Annotated in this window: 17 protein-coding genes; 12 read left to right on the top strand and 5 right to left on the bottom strand. The window is 32.0% G+C overall.

Annotated features, from left to right (window positions below; translation table 11 throughout):
• Window positions 1-13: 13 nt before the first annotated feature.
• Together groL and B5E75_RS04325 are read right to left on the bottom strand one after the other, a co-directional pair.
• Window positions 14-1633, bottom strand: a complete 1620-nt coding sequence (gene groL / locus B5E75_RS04330) for a chaperonin GroEL (RefSeq protein ID WP_087357558.1) — start codon at window positions 1631-1633, stop codon at window positions 14-16.
• 11 nt (window positions 1634-1644) lie between these two features.
• Window positions 1645-1905, bottom strand: coding sequence for a co-chaperone GroES (locus B5E75_RS04325; RefSeq protein WP_087357557.1), 261 nt, complete (start codon window positions 1903-1905; stop codon window positions 1645-1647).
• 186 nt (window positions 1906-2091) lie between these two features.
• On the opposite strand from B5E75_RS04325, the gene B5E75_RS04320 reads away from it, so the two are divergent.
• Both B5E75_RS04320 and B5E75_RS04315 read left to right on the top strand, forming a co-directional pair.
• Window positions 2092-2286, top strand: coding sequence for a DUF6440 family protein (locus tag B5E75_RS04320; protein ID WP_087304130.1), 195 nt, complete (start codon window positions 2092-2094; stop codon window positions 2284-2286).
• Window positions 2287-2295: 9 nt separating this feature from the next.
• Complete coding sequence (locus B5E75_RS04315; RefSeq protein WP_087357556.1) at window positions 2296-2664, top strand: VOC family protein; 369 nt, start codon at window positions 2296-2298, stop codon at window positions 2662-2664.
• A gap of 29 nt (window positions 2665-2693) precedes the next feature.
• Here B5E75_RS04315 and B5E75_RS04310 read toward each other — a convergent pair whose 3' ends face one another.
• Window positions 2694-3362, bottom strand: coding sequence for an MBL fold metallo-hydrolase (locus B5E75_RS04310; protein ID WP_087357592.1), 669 nt, complete (start codon window positions 3360-3362; stop codon window positions 2694-2696).
• 26 nt (window positions 3363-3388) lie between these two features.
• Complete coding sequence (locus B5E75_RS04305) at window positions 3389-4129, bottom strand: YebC/PmpR family DNA-binding transcriptional regulator (protein WP_087357555.1); 741 nt, start codon at window positions 4127-4129, stop codon at window positions 3389-3391.
• 118 nt (window positions 4130-4247) lie between these two features.
• Between B5E75_RS04305 and B5E75_RS04300 the strand changes: the two genes are divergently transcribed.
• The 9 genes from B5E75_RS04300 (at window position 4248) to B5E75_RS04260 (ending at window position 15476) form a co-directional block, all read left to right on the top strand.
• Window positions 4248-5405 carry an aminoacetone oxidase family FAD-binding enzyme gene (locus B5E75_RS04300; RefSeq protein WP_087357554.1) on the top strand — a complete coding sequence of 386 codons (1158 nt, stop codon included), beginning with the start codon at window positions 4248-4250 and terminating at the stop codon, window positions 5403-5405.
• Complete coding sequence (locus B5E75_RS04295) at window positions 5389-6939, top strand: NAD(P)/FAD-dependent oxidoreductase (RefSeq protein ID WP_087357553.1); 1551 nt, start codon at window positions 5389-5391, stop codon at window positions 6937-6939. The genes B5E75_RS04300 and B5E75_RS04295 overlap by 17 nt, the downstream gene beginning before the upstream one ends.
• A gap of 109 nt (window positions 6940-7048) precedes the next feature.
• Entirely contained in the window at window positions 7049-7753 is a 705-nt protein-coding gene (locus B5E75_RS04290) for an ABC transporter ATP-binding protein (protein ID WP_087245171.1), read from the top strand.
• On the top strand, window positions 7747-10800 hold the full coding sequence (locus tag B5E75_RS04285; protein WP_087245173.1) for an ABC transporter permease: 3054 nt from the start codon (window positions 7747-7749) through the stop codon (window positions 10798-10800). Before B5E75_RS04290 ends, B5E75_RS04285 begins: the two co-directional genes overlap by 7 nt.
• A 166-nt stretch (window positions 10801-10966) precedes the next feature.
• Window positions 10967-12118, top strand: a complete 1152-nt coding sequence (locus B5E75_RS04280) for an ABC transporter substrate-binding protein (protein WP_087357552.1) — start codon at window positions 10967-10969, stop codon at window positions 12116-12118.
• Window positions 12119-12173: 55 nt separating this feature from the next.
• A complete protein-coding gene (locus B5E75_RS04275) occupies window positions 12174-13049 on the top strand; it encodes a branched-chain amino acid ABC transporter permease (protein ID WP_087357551.1) in 876 nt (291 codons plus the stop codon).
• Between the two features lie 9 nt (window positions 13050-13058).
• Window positions 13059-14003 carry a branched-chain amino acid ABC transporter permease gene (locus B5E75_RS04270; RefSeq protein ID WP_087296653.1) on the top strand — a complete coding sequence of 315 codons (945 nt, stop codon included), beginning with the start codon at window positions 13059-13061 and terminating at the stop codon, window positions 14001-14003.
• Entirely contained in the window at window positions 14003-14767 is a 765-nt protein-coding gene (locus tag B5E75_RS04265) for an ABC transporter ATP-binding protein (RefSeq protein ID WP_087357550.1), read from the top strand. The genes B5E75_RS04270 and B5E75_RS04265 overlap by 1 nt, the downstream gene beginning before the upstream one ends.
• A 10-nt stretch (window positions 14768-14777) precedes the next feature.
• Window positions 14778-15476 (top strand): ABC transporter ATP-binding protein, encoded by a 699-nt coding sequence (locus B5E75_RS04260; RefSeq protein ID WP_087296651.1) that lies wholly within the window; start codon window positions 14778-14780, stop codon window positions 15474-15476.
• Window positions 15477-15500: 24 nt separating this feature from the next.
• Here B5E75_RS04260 and B5E75_RS04255 read toward each other — a convergent pair whose 3' ends face one another.
• Window positions 15501-16007 (bottom strand): putative ABC transporter permease, encoded by a 507-nt coding sequence (locus tag B5E75_RS04255; RefSeq protein ID WP_211964164.1) that lies wholly within the window; start codon window positions 16005-16007, stop codon window positions 15501-15503.
• A gap of 238 nt (window positions 16008-16245) precedes the next feature.
• Here B5E75_RS04255 and B5E75_RS04250 point away from each other — a divergent pair, with 238 nt between their 5' ends.
• Window positions 16246-17670 (top strand): C40 family peptidase, encoded by a 1425-nt coding sequence (locus B5E75_RS04250; RefSeq protein WP_087357549.1) that lies wholly within the window; start codon window positions 16246-16248, stop codon window positions 17668-17670.
• Window positions 17671-17714: the final 44 nt, after the last annotated feature.

Genomic DNA, 17714 nt, shown 5'->3' with positions numbered 1-17714 from the left:
ATTTGCCAGTTTTTTAATACATTCCTCCAGGTGCCATTGGAGCAGGAGCAGGGTTTTCTTCTTTTATTGGAGCAACACCAGCTTCTGTTGTAATGAATAAAGCAGAGATACTTGCAGCATTCAATAAAGCACTACGAGTCACTTTTGTTGGATCAATGATACCTTTATCAAACATAGATACCCATTCTCCATCTTTTGCATCGAAACCTTGTCCATCTTCAACTTTCATTTGTTGTTCAACAATTTCATCACTGTTGAAACCAGCATTTTCTGCGATTTGTCCCATTGGAGCAAGTAATGCATCTAAGACAACTTTAATACCTTTTTGTTTATCAACGTTTGTATCTTTTAATTGATTCTTAAGGGCAACATAAGCATTCACTAATGTGACACCTCCACCCATAACAATACCTTCACTAACAGCAGCTTTTGTGGCATTTAAAGCATCTTCAATTCTTAATTTCTTTTCTTTTAATTCAGATTCAGTAGCTCCACCAACTTTAATAATTGCTACACCATTACTTAATTTACCTAATCTTTCAGCAAAATTTTTCTTATCATACTCTTGTTTTGCATTATTCATCTGTTCAGTGATTTCTTTCACACGTTGATCAATAGCAGCTTTATCACCAGCACCACCAATCATTGTTGTATGATCTTTTGTAATATGAATCTTTTTAGCAGAACCTAAATCCGTCATTTGCATATCTTTTAAATTCATATTTAAGTCTTTACTATAGAATTTTGCATTTGTTAAAATAGCAATATCTTGTAAGATTTCTTTTTGATTATCACCAAAACCAGGAGCTTTTGTAGCCACAACATTAAATGTTCCTCTTAATTTATTAACAACTAATGTTGAAATGACTTCCTGTTCAAAATCATCAGCAATTAATAATAATGGTTTATTAGATTGCATCACTTGTTCTAGAATTGGTAAGATTTCTTGAACAGTATTGATTTTTTGATCTGTTACCATAATGAAAGGATTATCTAAATCAATAGTCATTTTTTCTCTATCTGATACCATATATGGAGAAACATAACCTTTATCATATTGCATACCTTCAGCAACTTCTAATTCAGTATCAAAGCTATTAGATTCATCAACACTGATAACACCATCTCTACCTACTTTTTCCATTGCTTGAGCAATATATTGACCAATTTCTTTATCTCCAGAAGAAATAGTTGCGACACTTTCAATATCATTGCTTGTTTCTACTTTATGAGATTTATCTAAAATATATTTAGCAACTTCCTTACTTGCATAATCAATACCTTCACGCATTAAAACAGGATTTGCACCTTTTTCAACAGCTTTTAAACCATTTTGAATCATACTTTGAGCTAAGATTGTTGCTGTTGTTGTTCCATCACCAGCTACATCATTTGTTTTATTAGCAACTTCATATACTAATTTTGCTCCCATGTTTTCAAAAGCATCTTCTAATTCAATTTCTTTAGCAATAGAAACACCATCATTCGTAATTAAAGGTGAACCATAACCTTTGTCTAAAACAACATTACGTCCTTTAGGACCAATTGTTACTTTTACAGCATCTGCTAAAGTATTGACACCATTTAACATAGCATCTCTTACATCTTTAGAAAAACGAATTTCTTTACTCATCTTAATTCCTCCTATTCAACAATAGCTAAAATATCTTCTTCTTCTAAAATCATATATTCATCGTCATTATCTTTAAACTTCGTTCCAGAATATTCTTTGAAAATAACTGTCATACCTTCTTTTAAATGATCATCACATTTAGGTCCAACAGCAACAACTGTTGCTTGATTACTAGCTTGTTCCTTTGGACTCGTTAAAATGATTCCACTGGCTGTCTGTGTTTCAGCCTTTTCTTTTTTTAATATCACATAATCATGTAATGGTTTTAACATTTGTATTCCTCCTTATTTAGCACTCATATATCTTGTTTGCTAACAACTATTATTATAGCATGATATATGAACTGAATATGAACTTTTAGCACTATGATTTTAAAAGTGCTAAAATCCTTAAAATATATGAAATAATATTTTTATTTAGACTTCTCTTTTGTTATAATTTAAAAAAAGGAGAAGATTATGGCAAAAAAATATGAGAGATTTATAAAAACTTATAGTTCAGAAAAAATACTTCAAACTTCTGAAATATGGGTTGATAAAGAAACAGGTGTGAATTATCTTTTTCATAGTAATTCCGTTGGTGCAGGACTGACAGTATTAGTTGATAGAGAAGGAAGACCTATTATTACAACGGTATTTCCAGATGAAGAATAGGAGGACGACATGAAAGCTGTATTTAATCATTGTAATATTAATGTTACAAACTTAGAAAAAAGTATCACATTTTATCAAAAAGCATTAGGACTTACTGTTGTCAGAGAAAAGGAAGCATCGGATGGAAGTTTTAAACTTGTTTATCTGACTGATTGTGAAGCCTCTTTTCAATTAGAATTGACATGGCTAAAAGATCATCCACAGGCTTATGAATTAGGTGAAAATGAAAGTCATATTTGTTTTGTTGTTGATGATTATGAAGCATATCATCAATTGCATCAAGACATGGGATGCATATGTTTTGAAAATGAAGCAATGGGACTTTATTTTATTCATGATCCTGATGATTACTGGCTGGAAATTGTACCACAAAAATGAGCAAAGAACCTTTGTGCAAAAGGTTCTTTTTATACGAGAATTTCAAATGTCTGATTTTGATGGGTAACAGGCAGGATTTGAGCATGATAGGGATTATTTAAATGTTCTTGTAAGAGAAGTTTTGTTGTTTCGTAATGTCCAAAATAGTGAATTGGTAAAATGTATTTTGTAGGAACTTGTTTTAAAAAAGCATTTAAGCCTAATAAATAGTCTTTTTCTTGACGGATATCCACAACAACACAAGCAAGGTCAACTGGTTCTTTGATAGAACAGATTTCTTGGAGGTAAGTCTGTTTTTGATATATATTGTCTTGTTCTGGTTCACCTTCCCAATGCCACCAATGAAGATCACCAGCATGATATATTGTCTGATTTTCCACATGGACAAGAAAAGCACATCCTTCATCAGTAGAAAGCAGTGTGGAAATAGATAAATCATCTATTTGATAAGTTTGATGTATATCTACATAATATGCATCATATTTATGACGCAGTGTATTGGATAAAATATAAGTGATTTGAGGATGATGAATTTTAAAAATATTGGGATTATAATGATCATAATGACGATGAGAAACAAAAACATAAAGAGGTTTCTCTTGATTAAGGTGAAGTTCACCTTGATAATAATCAAATAAAAGCAAATGATTGTCTAACTCGACTAAACAACCACTATGATATAAATGTGTAACTTTCATATAAAAAAAGATAACATGCAAACATGTTATTCTTCTTCTCCGTCATCATAATTTGAAACATTGTGATAAACTTCATCAACATCATCACAATCATTTAATAATCCCATTAATCTATCAAATAACATCATATCATCACCTTCAAGTTCAACATATTCTTGAGGTGTTGTTGTAATATCATCTACATCAAATTCAATATCTTCTTTAACAGCTTCAATAGCAGTTTTAATTTTATTTAAATCTGTTGGTTCACCAGTGATTTTAATACGTCCATCTTCTAATGTTGTAATGTCTTTAGCATCAACATCTCCCATCACTAATGCTTCTAATACTTCATCTTCACTCATACCACTTAAAATAACTGTACTTTCAACATTATATAAATAAGCAACAGAACCTTCAGCTCCTAATTTAGATTTTGCTTTTGTAAATGCTGGACGAACTTGTGATATTGTACGATTGATATTATCTGTTAAACATTTCACGATTAATGTAGAATTACCTGGACCAAAACCTTCAAATTGAATAGGTTCATAATTTTCAGTCACACCACTTTTGACTTTATCAATAGCACGTTTAATAACATCAGCAGGAACTTGTTCTTTTTTTGCTTTGTCTACTAAACGTCTTAATGCTAAATTTCCATCTAATTCTGGTCCACCAGCTTTCGCTGTTAAATAAATTTCTTTTCCATATCGTGAATATAATTTTGCTTTTTTGGCAGCTGTTTTTGCCATTGCAACTTTACGCACTTCATGTGCTCTACCCATGATTAAACGCCTCCTTTAAAAATTCCTTTAGTATTATAAACATTTTTTAGTGATTTTTCAATAAAAAATGGTATAATCACTATATTTCATCATGAGAGATTAAAGAAAGGAGTCTGCCGTGAAAAAAATTGTTATTGTTGGAGCAGGAGCATCTGGTGTTTATTTATCACTTTTATTAAAACAACAAATGCCCCAAAATCAAATCATAGTTTTAGAACAAAATAAATCCCCATTAAAAAAATTATTAGCTACAGGAAATGGAAGATGTAATCTATCCAATAGAAAGATGCATTCACAATATTATCAAAGCGATCAACTCAAAATGGTTCAATCAATTATTCAAGATTTTGATATGGTTGAACAAATGCAAAAAATAGGACTCTATTGTGTTTATCAAGGTGATTTGCTTTATCCTAAAAGTGAACAGGCATTGTCTGTGAGAAACGTTTTCATGCAGCGTAGTGAAGAAGCTGGGGTTGTCTTTCAATATGAACAGGAAGTTTTACAAATTCAACGACAAAAGCATCAATATCTCATCAAAACAAATTCTCAAAATATTATCGCTGATGTTATTGTATTGGCGATGGGAAGTGAAGCAGGGAAACTTTCTGGAATGAATACATCACGTTATGAGATTTTAAAACAAATGCATTTAAAAGTAGTTGAACCAGTGCCTTCGCTTGTGCAATTTTATACATCTCCTGTCTTGAAATCTTTAAAAGGTGTAAGAGTTAAAGGAACATTTTCGTTAGTTGAAAATGAAAAATGTATCCATCAGGAAAAAGGAGAATTATTATTTACTGATTATGGTGTTAGTGGAATTGCAGTGATGCAATTATCATCTTTTTATCAAAAGCATCATCATTATCAATTATATATTGATTTTTTTGATGAATTAAGTCACAATCAGTTATGTCAATTATTGTCTAAACAATCTTCTTTATTTTTAGAAGGATTGATGAATCATAAGATTGCCAAAGCATTTCAAAAATATCAGTATCTTTCAATAGACCAGCTTGTATCATTATTGAAGCATTATCCATTAGAAATCAAAGGAATCAGAGAAGCTTCTTATGCCCAAGTTATGAAAGGAGGTCTATCTTTAAAGGAAGTAACAGAAGATTTGGAATTGAAACAATATCCATGTATTTATGCAATGGGAGAAATTTTGAATGTTGCAGGGATGTGTGGGGGTTATAATTTACATTTTGCTTTTGCTAGTGCTTATCGTGTTGCAAAAGCAATAGAAAGGAATGTCTATGTTAAGAATTCATAATTTAAAAGTTAAGCTTGGTGAAAAACGTTATGCAAAAATCATTTCTCAAAGTTTAAATGTTCGTGAAAAAGAAATTCAAAATGTTTCGCTTGTCAAACAATCTTTGGATGCCAGAAGACAAAATGTCCATTGGATTTGTAGTTTTGATTTTACTGTTTCCAATGAAGAACAGTTTTTAAAAAGATTTCCTCAGCTTCAAAAAGTACAACCTTATCAATATCAGTATTTACCATCAAATGATCAAAAAGTCATGATTGTCGGTAGTGGTCCAGCCGGACTGTTTTGTGCCTATGTTTTGGCTATGAGTGGTCAAAAGGTTACAGTGATAGAAAGAGGACAGGAAATTGAAAAACGTGAAAAAGCGGTTCAAGATTTGCTTGAACATGGTCTATTACATAGTGAAAGCAATATTGCTTTTGGAGAAGGTGGTGCAGGAACTTTTTCAGACGGGAAATTGACAACAGGTGTAAAAAATAAGCGTATTCGCTATATTTTAGAAACATTTGTAAAGTTTGGAGCACCAGAGGATATTTTATATCTGCATAAGCCACATATTGGAACAGATTATTTACGACAGGTTGTTCAAAATATGCGTAAGTTTTTAGTGTCGAAAGGTGTCACTTTCTTATTTGAAACAAAAATGATTGATTTTCAAAAAACAGAAAGTGGTTATCAGATAACAGTTTTACAAAATTATCAAAAGAAGATTTTGAATAGTGATTTACTTGTTTTAGCCATTGGACATAGTGCCAGAGATACATATGAAATGCTATATCAAAAAGGTATCCCTCTCCAACAAAAGCCTTTTGCTGTAGGAGTTCGTATTGAACAATCGCAACAGAAAATCAATCAGATTCAATACAAGAAAAGTGCCTCATCACCATATTTAAAGGCGGCCAGTTATAAGTTGGCTGTGCAAAGTGGAAAAAGAGGTGTTTATACATTTTGTATGTGTCCCGGTGGTGTTGTTGTACCATCACATCATGAAGAACAGACACTTTGTGTCAATGGGATGAGTTATTATGCCAGAGATGGTCAAAATGCCAATAGTGCCATTCTGGTTACAGTATCAACGGATGATTTTGAAAGTTCCCATCCATTAGCTGGTATTGCCTTTCAAAGAGAACTTGAACATAAGGCTTTTGAATTGGGTGGGAGCAATAACTTTGCACCAGTACAAAGAGTGCAGGATTATTTACATCATGAAGTGAATCCCTTAGGTCAAATTAATCCAACTTATCGTCCGGGTTATCGTGTATGTGATTTGAATGAACTGTTCCCTGATTTTATCAATCAGGCACTGCATGATGGTCTTATTCAAATGAATCAAAAAATGCATGGATTTATAGATGAAGATACAATCATCACAGGTATTGAAGCCAGAAGTAGTGCACCTGTTCGTATTTTAAGAGATGCTTCTTATCAATCATGGGAAGGTTTATATCCAATAGGAGAAGGAGCTGGATATGCTGGAGGAATTATGTCATCAGCTATTGATGGAATCATGTGTGCAGAACAGATTTTAAAAAAATAGGAAGGAATTGTCTTTAATTCCTTTTTATTATGTAAATTTTTGTTATTGTGATGACATTGTTTTTTTTTAGATGAAAATATGTTACACTTATAAAAAGGGTGGTATCAATATGAGTGCTTTAATTGAATTTAAAAATATTGTTAAAAGTTATACGATGGGGGATATAACGATCAATGCCAGTGATGGGGTTAATTTTATTGTGAATAGAGGGGAATTTGTCGTCATTGTTGGGGCTTCTGGAGCTGGAAAGACGACTATTTTAAATTTACTGGGAGGAATGGATTCACCAACCAGTGGTTCTATTCTTGTTGATGGCGAAAATATTGCTTTATATGATGAAAAGAAATTAACAGAATATCGCCGTAATGATATAGGGTTTGTATTTCAGTTTTATAACCTTGTACAAAACTTAACGGCTTTAGAAAATGTCGAATTAGCATCACAGATTTCTCAAAAACCTTTGGATGCCAGAAATGTTTTAGAGCGTGTTGGTTTAGCTGATCGAATGATGAACTTTCCTGCACAATTATCTGGTGGGGAACAACAACGTGTTGCCATAGCAAGAGCGATTGCTAAAAATCCAAAACTTTTGTTATGTGATGAACCAACTGGAGCATTGGATTATCAGACGGGGAAGGCAATTTTATCTTTATTAAGGGAAATGTGTGATACTTATCAGATGACAGTCATTGTGATTACTCATAACTCTGCTTTAGCACCGATGGCAGATCGTGTGATTCATTTAAAAAATGGAAAGGTCAATGGGGTTGAAATCAATGAAAACCCACAACCAATCGAGGAAATTGAATGGTAAAAAGAAAGAAAAAAGCTTATTGGAAAAATCTCAGAAAAACAATTTTAACATCTAAAGCAAGATTTTTTTCCATTTTTGCGATTGTATTTTTAGGTGCGGCTTTTTTTGCAGGGTTAAGAAATACACCGGGAACAATGACTCAATCAATGGATCATTACTTGGACAAACACCATTATGCTGATTTAACATATATGGCATCATTAGGTTTTTCCAAAGATGATATTAGTGAAATTCAAAATATATCGGGTATTGAAGATATTCAATATGGTTATCAATTTGATGCTTTGATTCATCATAATGATTCACTGGCAGGAGTTACTGTTTACGCCAGTGAACAATATGATCAAGATATGCTTAATCAACCTTATCTGGTTGATGGGCGTTATCCTCAAAAAGACAATGAATGTGTCATTGATGAAGAAATGCTGGCAGAAGATTATCAGATTGGTGACGAGATTTCTATTCATAATGATCAAGGTGAAAAGACTTTTAAAATCGTTGGTGTTGTGAATGATGTTCGTTATATTGCTATTACGGATCGTGGAACGAATACTTTGGGTGATGGAACGAATGCTGGATATATTGAAATTTTAAATGAAAACAATGATTTTTTAGCTATGCCAGAAGATCTTTATGAATTACGTGATGAAGATATTTTATATAATCAGATTTCTGTCTGTGTAAAGGGAGCTAAAGAATATAATGTTTTCAGTGAGGCATATGATGATTATATTGAAGATGTGAATACAAAAATAAAAAGTACTTTATCATTAAAAATGAGTCGCTTGTATGAAGATTTGACAAGTGATGCCAAAACAAAATTAGATGAAGCCCAAAAAGAATATGATGAAGGTTATCAGACATATAGTGATTCTAAAGATTTGTTTGATGAAAAGATATTAGAGGCTAAAATTCAATTAACGAATGCGAAAATCACATTGGCTACAAAAGAAGCTGAATATTTAAAAGCTCAATCAACAGCATCTTCACAAATTCAAGACATGTTAGAAACAATTGAAAGTACGAGTGAGGAGTTAAAAGGAAATTTAGAAAGTTTACAAAAAGAACTTGAGAATTATCAAAATGAAAATACTGAAAATATTTCTCCAGAAGTGCAAAAATCAATAGCTAGTTTAGAAAAAATGGGAGATATTCTTAAAAATGCATCTTCCTCATTAGATGGATTGACGCAATTGAATGAAGCTTCTATTGCGATTGAAAAGGCTAAGCTTGAAATTCAACAACAAGAAAATCAATTGACTTTAGAAGAACTGAAAACAAATAATGAATTAGAAAAAGCTCAAGACAAATTAGATCAGGCAAAATCGCAGTTAGATGAAGCCAGAGATCAAGTGGATCAGATTCCTAAAGGAAGGCTTTATACTTTAACACGTCATGAAAATTCAGGACTTGTGAATTTTGATTCTAATAAGGATTCTATTTCTTCTATTGCAGATATTTTCCCATTAATGTTCTTCCTTGTATCAGCTTTGGTTTCATTAACAACAATGACGAGAATGGTGGAAGAACAAAGAAGTCAAAGTGGAACATTACGTGCTTTAGGTTATTCTAAATGGGATGTCATGAAGCAATATATCATATATGTTATTTTTGCAACCTTTTTTGCCTGTATTTTAGGAATTGTTTCTGGAACACAATTTTTCCCACGTATTATTTATTATTTATATAATTTAATGTTATTTCAAGTGGATGCACCTATTTCGATTTATGCCAGTACATGGGTTTTGCTGGAAACAGTTTTTATATCGGTATTTGTTATTTTGGCAGTCACACTCTTTGTTTGTATGAGTGAATTGAATTTGATGCCAGCGGTCTTAATGCGACCTAAAGCACCAAAAGTTGGAAAACGTATTCTTTTGGAAAGAATTCATTGGTTATGGCGTCGTTTGTCTTTCAATCAGAAAGTAACAATGCGTAATATTTTTAGATATAAGAAACGCTTCTTTATGTCTGTGATTGGGATTGCTGGATGTACAGCTTTAATTATTACCGGCTTTGGTGTTAAATCTTCTGTATCACAGGTTGTTGATAAACAATATCAAGATGTTTTTACATATGATTATCTTGTTCGTTTAGAAGATAGTGTTTCAACCAAAACAGCACAGAATTATCAAAAAGATTTATTGAATCGTAGCGAAGTTGCAAATGTGGAATATGTTTTAAATAAGAGTATTAATATCTTAAAAGATAAAGAAGATTTATATGGTTCATTAATTGTTTATCAATCAATGGATAATATGAAAAACTTTGTTCAGTTTAGAAATTATCAGACATATAAAGATTTAGTTCTTGATGATGAAGGTGTTATTTTAACCGCAAAAGCAGCTGAATTGCTTGGTGTGGAAGATAATGATACAATTGATATTGAACTCAATGAAACAAAGTATAGTGTAAAGGTTTCAGGTATCACAGAAAACTATTTTATGAATTATATTTATATGTCCCAGACTTTATATGAATCATTGACATTACAGGATCTGGAAGTGAATAATGCGTTCTTGATTTTACAGGATGATCGTGCTTCGAGTCAAAAAACACTGGAAGCTTATATGCAGGACAAAGGTTATGGAAATTTAACCAATGTATCATCAATTGGTGAAGAATTTGATAAACAGGTTCAAAGTGTAAATCTGGTTGTTGTTATTTTGATTGTCTGTGCAGGAGCTTTAAATTTCATTGTCCTTTATAACTTGACAAATATTAATATTCAAGAACGTAAAAGTGAGATTGCAACGATTAAAGTTTTAGGTTTTAGACGTAAAGAAGTTTATGACTATATCTTTAGAGAAAATGTTCTTTTATCAGTGATTGGTTCTTTACTGGGAATGATTTTTGGTTATTTCCTTCACAAGTTTATTATTTTGACGGTGGAATTGGATATGACAATGTTTGTTAGACAATTAAATATCAGTAGTTATATATATGCTATTATTATGACTTTAGGTTTTACTTATTTTATTAATTTCACAATGCGACATGTTTTAAATAAGGTTGATATGGTGGAATCTTTAAAGAGTATTGAATAGGGAGTGGAATCATCCACTCCTTGTTTTATAAAATAATATATTTTTTATTAAATAAATAAATATTTTTATTATTTTTAGAATATTTAAAAAATAATATTATTTTTTATTGACTTGTATCAAATGATAAGTATAATAATGAATATATTTAAAAAAAGGGGAGAGATATATGAATATAAAAAAAGTTATGTCTTTAATGGCTGTGTCAAGTATGTTGGTTGCTTGTGGTGGAGGAACTGGTGGTTCTTCGGCTACAGAATTAAAAGATGGGGATACAATTAAAATTGGATTTGTTGGTCCATTAACTGGAGAAACATCAACTTATGGAATTCCAGTTAAAAATACTATTGAACTTGCCATAGAAGATTATAATAATTCTGATGATGCAAAATATAAAGTAGAATTACTAGCTGAAGATTCTCAAGGTAAGGAAACAGATGCTGTAAATGCTTATAAAAAATTAGTTGGTGAAAAGGTTGTTGGAATTGTTGGTCCGGTTATTACGGCTGAAGGTTTAGCTTTAGGAGAGGCATCTAAAGCTGATGGAACACCAATTGTTTCACCAAGTACTTCTGGTGATAGTATTACTTTAAATAATGATGGAAGTACAAGAAGCAATTATTTTAGAACATGCTCTAATGACTCAATGGGTGGTCAGACAATTGCGACAGCTATTGGTGATGGTCGTATTAATGTTAAGAAGGTTGCTATTTTAACAAATAGTGGTAGTGATTATAGTCAGGGATGTACAGATTCATTTGTTGCTCAGGCAAATAAAGATGGTACACAAATTGTATTACAAGAAAAATATCCAAAGGATACAAAAGATTTTGGAAGCTATATTACAAAAGTAAAACAATCAGGTGCAGATGCTGTTTATATTCCAGATTATTATGAAATGATTGCAACTATGGTTGGTCAATTTAAAAATGCTGGTTACAACGGTACATTCTTAGGAACTGATGGTTGGGATGGCGTTTTATCAGTTAAAGATGTTGATAAATCTATTTTCAATGGAGCTTATTATACAAATACATTCGATGACCGTGTAGAAGATGTACAAAATTATGTAGCTAAATATAAAGAAAAATATAACAGTGATACAAACATGTTTGGAACAATGGCTTATGATGCAACTTGGGTATTATTAAAAGCCGTTGAAGCTGCTGGAACAACTGATTATGCTAAAATTTGTGAACAGTTAGAAAAGACAAATTATGATGGTATTACAGGTCATTTTGAATTTGATGATCAACATAATCCAACAAAAGAATTGGTTGTTAAAACTATTAAAAATGGTGAATATAGTTATTTAGATTAGAAGAAAAATAAAGGAGATTTTTCTCCTTTATTTTTTTAAGTCAGGAGGTTTACAAATGGAATTTTTAACACAAATCATCAATGGATTGAGTACGGGTGGAATGTATGCACTTGTTGCCATTGGTTATACAATGGTATATGGGATTGCTAAAATGATCAATTTTGCTCATGGTGAAATTATTATGGTTGGTGCATATCTGGCTTATGTGATGACAACTATGGTGCAGACACCCATTATTGTCAGTGTTTTAGTAGCAATTGCTGGATGTGCTTTATTAGGTGTTGTGACAGAAAAAGTGGCTTATAAGCCCCTTAGAAATAGTGGGAGTTTAGCTGTTTTAATTACTGCTATTGGTGTCAGTTATCTGTTACAGAACTTATTTTTGATTTTATTTGGCTCTGCTGCCAGAACTTTTCCTCAATATATGCCTAGTGGTACAGTATCTTTTTTTGGAGCTCATATTACGTATGTCGCTTTGCTTTCACTTATCTTAACTTTTATTTGTACTGGATCATTGCTTTTGTTTATAAACAAAACAAAATTGGGAAAAGCAATGCGTGCTGTCAGTGAAGATCGAGGAGCTGCAGAATTAATGGGAATCAATGTGAATACAACCATTTCTCTAACATTCGCCATTGGTTCTGGTTTAGGAGCTATTGCAGGTATTATTTATGGTATGAGTTATTCTTTGATTAATCCATATTTAGGTGCCATGTTAGGTATCAAAGCTTTTATAGCAGCTGTTCTTGGTGGAATTGGAAGCATTCCAGGAGCAATGGTAGGTGGATTGATTATTGGTGTTGCTGAAGCATTTACAATTTCATATATTTCATCTGCTTTTTCAGATGCAGTTGTTTTTGGTATTTTAATCTTTATTTTATTAGTTAAACCAGCAGGATTGTTTGGTCAGAATATGAGAGAGAAAGTGTAGGTGATAGGGATGAAAAAGAAACAAATAAAAGATTTGATTATATCCTTTATCATGGCGCTGATTATTTATGGAATCATTATGTTTTTAATGAGTGCTGGAATTGTTGACTATTATTGGTCAGGAATTCTCATTATGGCTTGTATCAATGTTATTTTAGCAACAAGCTTGAATTTAGCGAGTGGTTATTTAGGACAGTTAACTTTAGGACATGCTGGATTTATGTCCGTAGGAGCTTATACATCTGCTTTATGTAGTTTATATCTTCATTTCCCATTTTTATTAAGCTTATTGATTGGTGCTATTGCTGCCTGCCTGATTGGCGTTGTTATTGGTATACCAACATTAAGATTAAAAGGTGATTATCTTTGTATCATTACTTTAGCATTTAATGAAATCATACGTGTTATTATGCTTAATTTAAGTATTACAAATGGTGCCAAAGGATTGATGGGATTTCAAGCAATGAATATTGATTTTTCTGTCTATTTTTTAAGTGCTGTGATTACAATCTATGTCATTTACTGTATTGTTAAATCACGTCATGGGCGTGCCATTATTTCTATTTGTGAAGATGAAACAGCCAGTGAGTTGTCTGGTATTCCTACATCATATTATAAGATCTTAGCTTTTGCTATTTCAGCTTTTTTTGCAGGGATTGCAGGAGGATTATATGCTCAATATATGGGAATGCTGGTTCCTTCTACATTTGATTATAATAAATCAGTAGAAATTTTAGTTATGGTTGTATTAGGTGGATTAGGAAATTTAAAAGGTTCTATTATAGCAGCTATTATCATGACGATATTGCCAGAGTATTTAAGAGCATTTGCAGATTATCGTATGTTACTTTATGCAATTGTTTTAATTGCTGCAATGATTATCAAAGAAAAAAATTTAGTGCCTCGTATTAAAGCTAAATTTTTTAAGAATAAGACTGTGGAGGTGGATGACTGATGAGTTTGTTAAAAGCAGAGGGATTAGGAATCCAATTTGGTGGTTTAAAAGCTGTTGATGAGTTTAATTTTGAAATGGATAAAGATCAATTATATGGTTTGATTGGACCAAATGGAGCTGGAAAAACCACTGTATTTAATTTGTTGACAGGTGTTTATAAACCAACGAGTGGACAAATACTTTTTGATGGGAAGTCACTTTTAAAGATGACACCTACGCAAATTACACAATTAGGGATTGCAAGAACATTTCAAAATATTCGATTGTTCAAAAAGATGAGTGTTATTGATAATGTTAAGGTTGGATTGCATCATTCTCAAAATTATTCATTATTATCATCTATTCTTCATCTTCCAAGTTATTTTAAAGGTGAAGAAGCTATGCAGGAAATGGCTATGAGCTTACTTCGTGTTTTTGATTTAGAAAAATATGCTGATGTCAAAGCTGGAAATTTACCATATGGAAAACAACGTAAACTCGAAATAGCAAGAGCACTTGCAACGGCACCTAAACTTCTTTTATTAGATGAACCTGCAGCTGGGATGAATCCTATTGAAACAGAAGAATTAATGGAAACGATAAAGATTGTAAGAGAAAAATTTTCTATTGCGATTTTATTGATTGAACATGATATGAAACTTGTTATGGGGATCTGTGAAAAAATTGCAGTCTTAAATTTTGGTACAGTCTTAGCGTTTGGAACTCCAGATGAAATTAAAAATAATCCTGATGTGGTTGCAGCATATTTAGGAAATGAAGAATAGGGGGATGACCATGTTAAAAGTTGATCATTTAAATGTTTATTATGGTGTGATTCATGCTATTAAAAATGTAAGTTTTGAAGTGAATCAAGGTGAGATTGTGGCTTTGATTGGAGCTAATGGGGCTGGAAAGACATCTATCATGCATGCTATTAGTGGATTGGTAAAACCTAAAAGTGGTACGATATCTTTTATGGGGGATGAGATTACAAAACTTCCTGCACATAAAATTATTGCCAAAAATTTAGCTCAAGTTCCTGAGGGTAGACGTATTTTTGCTCAATTAACGGTTCAAGATAATTTGGAAATGGGTGCTTATTTACGTACGGATAATAAAATAGGACAAGATTTAGAAAAGGTTTATCAAAGATTTCCACGTTTAAAGGAACGTAGAAATCAATTGGCTGGAACACTGTCAGGTGGAGAACAGCAGATGTTAGCAATGGGGCGCGCATTAATGTCAAAACCAACGCTATTATTGTTAGATGAACCATCAATGGGGTTATCACCTATTTTGGTTAATGAAATTTTTGACATTATTAAAAGTATTAATAAAGATGGAGTAACGGTGTTATTAGTTGAACAAAACGCAAATAAAGCACTTTCAATTGCTGATCGTGCTTATGTCCTTGAAACTGGAAATGTGATTGTGTCAGGGAAAGCCAATGAAGTGGCAAATAATCCAAAGGTAAGAGAAGCTTATCTTGGTTAAAGAAGATTGGAATGATCTTCTTTTTTAATGAATTTTAATACCCTTTTTTTGAGAGGGAAAAAGGCGTTCACCATAGGCTTTTAAAATAAAAGAAATATATATCAGACTGCAAAGATAACAGGCATCATGTGATAGGGATAATGAAGTGATGAAAGGATGTATATGATAAAGAAATACACCACTTAAAACACACCATAATAAAAAGTATGATAAACATATCCTTCCTTGATAATGCAAGTGATGATGTGAATAATCCCAACAACGTGTATGAAAACATTTTTCGATATAATAACTGCTTACAAGTTCTAAAAGTGTCATCAAGATACCACCTATAAGACAAGTAAAAACAACGGGTAAAGTTATCAAAACAGGCTGACAAAGAATGAGGATACAGGCACCAAAACCATATAAGGGAATATATGGACCTTTCAATAATCCAGAGGAACACCATTTTTTTTGAAATAATGAAACATAAAAAGACTCAAGCCAATATCCTAAAAAACAATAAATTGAAAAATAGACAATAATCATAACATTCTCCTTTTTGTATTTTATTTTATGAAAAAACTGTCAAAATATGATTAAATATGGACAAATGAGTTCATAATTTGTATGAAAATAGTTATAAATTCAAAAAAAGTTAATTAAAAAAACATTGATTTAATCAATATAATTTCAATTTCTTAAGAATTTCTTAAGAAAGTTGTGGACTTTTTGTGAACGTTGTTTTATAATTCTAATTGGGTATATTATTGAAAGGAGGCAACGAATGGATAGTAATATTAAGACGAATTTATTAGAAATGATGCAAGAACATGTTTTAAAACGTAAAGCCATGTTCATTCCGATGTTATGTATTTCAACATTTGGTTTGGTTGGTTATGCAGCTGTTGATAAAGAAAAACCAACAATCGAAGCTAATAAGATTGAAGTTCTTTATGGAACAAAGCTAGATAAGACGATGTTCGCTATTTCTGATAATCGTGATTCCCTAGACGCTATGGATGTAAAGATTGATGATACATCATATGATGCATATCAATTAGGTATATATAACGTCGAAGTAACTGCAACCGATATGTTCTCAAATATAAGTACAAAGGTTGTTCAAGTAGAAGTTGTTGATAAAACAGCTCCTGAATTGAAGCCAGTAGGTGGAAGTCAAGGTTATGTTATTAATGTGGAAGCGAATGGAAGTAAAGATGTGGCACAATATGTCAATGCTTCAGACAATGTTGATGGTGATGTCACACCATTCATTGAAACAAATAAGAAACTTGATACTTCAAAATTAGGATCACAAATGATTGAATTGAGTGTTTCTGATAATGCCGGAAATACAACACAACAAACATTTGAATTCTATGTTTCAGATACAACTGCACCTACGATTAGTTACAAGAAGGGATCTACAGTTACAGTAGACTATGGTTCTCAGTTTGACTATTCAGATTATGTCAAAGTTTCAGATAACTTTGATAAGACTGTTAAATCTATTGATGTAGATGGAACAGTAAATACGAAAAAGGATGGTAAAACAACTTTAAAAATTACTGCTAAAGATTCTTCTGGAAATACATCTGAAAAATCATTAACAGTAAATGTTGGTGACTTAAGTGCACCGAAGATTAGTTTATCTAAATCTTCAGTTGAAATTACAAAAGGTAAGAGCTTTAGTGCTAAGAAATATCTAGAGAGTGCAACTGACAACAAAGATGGAAATCTGACTTCTAAAGTCAAAATCAGTAGTTCTGTTAACACAAAAAAAGCTGGTAAGTATACAGTCACATACAGTGTGTCAGATAAAGCTGGAAATTCAACTTCTAAATCTTTGAAAGTCACAGTTGTTAATCCAGATGATATTGCTCCTAATAAAGGAATGGTAGCTACTGCAAAATCACGATTAGGATGCCCATACAAATGGGGTGCGACTGGACCAAGTTCATTTGACTGTTCAGGATTTACTCAATGGGTATATCGTAAAAACGGTAAGAGTATCCCGCGTACATCTAGTGCACAAAAGAGTGGAGGAAGAACAATTTCTCTATCTAAAGTAAAACCAGGTGATATTGTTTGGCGTCCAGGTCATGTAGGAATCTACGTAGGTGGTGGTAGAGTTATTCACTCTCCACATAGTGGGGCTGTTGTTAGCTACACAAGTCTAAGTGGATTTACTTGTGGTGTAAGATATTAATGATCAAAAACTGTAATGAATTGATTTCATTACAGTTTTTATTT

The organism is Massiliimicrobium timonense (assembly GCF_002160865.1).
GTDB lineage: Bacteria > Bacillota_I > Bacilli_A > Erysipelotrichales > Coprobacillaceae > Allocoprobacillus.
Note: the sequence above shows the minus strand (reverse complement) of the source record. Positions and strands in the feature narration are given on the sequence as shown.

Bases quoted from the DNA above. Each gene is read 5' to 3' on its own strand.
- B5E75_RS04305 (WP_087357555.1), bottom strand. From the start codon at position 4,129: ATGGGTAGAGCACATGAAGTGCGTAAAGTTGCAATGGCAAAAACAGCT.
- B5E75_RS04280 (WP_087357552.1), top strand. From the start codon at position 10,967: ATGAATATAAAAAAAGTTATGTCTTTAATGGCTGTGTCAAGTATGTTG.
- B5E75_RS04275 (WP_087357551.1), top strand. From the start codon at position 12,174: ATGGAATTTTTAACACAAATCATCAATGGATTGAGTACGGGTGGAATG.
- B5E75_RS04310 (WP_087357592.1), bottom strand. From the start codon at position 3,362: ATGAAAGTTACACATTTATATCATAGTGGTTGTTTAGTCGAGTTAGAC.
- B5E75_RS04250 (WP_087357549.1), top strand. From the start codon at position 16,246: ATGGATAGTAATATTAAGACGAATTTATTAGAAATGATGCAAGAACAT.
- B5E75_RS04295 (WP_087357553.1), top strand. From the start codon at position 5,389: ATGTTAAGAATTCATAATTTAAAAGTTAAGCTTGGTGAAAAACGTTAT.
- B5E75_RS04315 (WP_087357556.1), top strand. From the start codon at position 2,296: ATGAAAGCTGTATTTAATCATTGTAATATTAATGTTACAAACTTAGAA.
- B5E75_RS04325 (WP_087357557.1), bottom strand. From the start codon at position 1,905: ATGTTAAAACCATTACATGATTATGTGATATTAAAAAAAGAAAAGGCT.
- B5E75_RS04320 (WP_087304130.1), top strand. From the start codon at position 2,092: ATGGCAAAAAAATATGAGAGATTTATAAAAACTTATAGTTCAGAAAAA.
- groL (WP_087357558.1), bottom strand. From the start codon at position 1,633: ATGAGTAAAGAAATTCGTTTTTCTAAAGATGTAAGAGATGCTATGTTA.
- B5E75_RS04270 (WP_087296653.1), top strand. From the start codon at position 13,059: ATGAAAAAGAAACAAATAAAAGATTTGATTATATCCTTTATCATGGCG.
- B5E75_RS04290 (WP_087245171.1), top strand. From the start codon at position 7,049: ATGAGTGCTTTAATTGAATTTAAAAATATTGTTAAAAGTTATACGATG.
- B5E75_RS04260 (WP_087296651.1), top strand. From the start codon at position 14,778: ATGTTAAAAGTTGATCATTTAAATGTTTATTATGGTGTGATTCATGCT.
- B5E75_RS04265 (WP_087357550.1), top strand. From the start codon at position 14,003: ATGAGTTTGTTAAAAGCAGAGGGATTAGGAATCCAATTTGGTGGTTTA.
- B5E75_RS04255 (WP_211964164.1), bottom strand. From the start codon at position 16,007: ATGATTATTGTCTATTTTTCAATTTATTGTTTTTTAGGATATTGGCTT.
- B5E75_RS04285 (WP_087245173.1), top strand. From the start codon at position 7,747: ATGGTAAAAAGAAAGAAAAAAGCTTATTGGAAAAATCTCAGAAAAACA.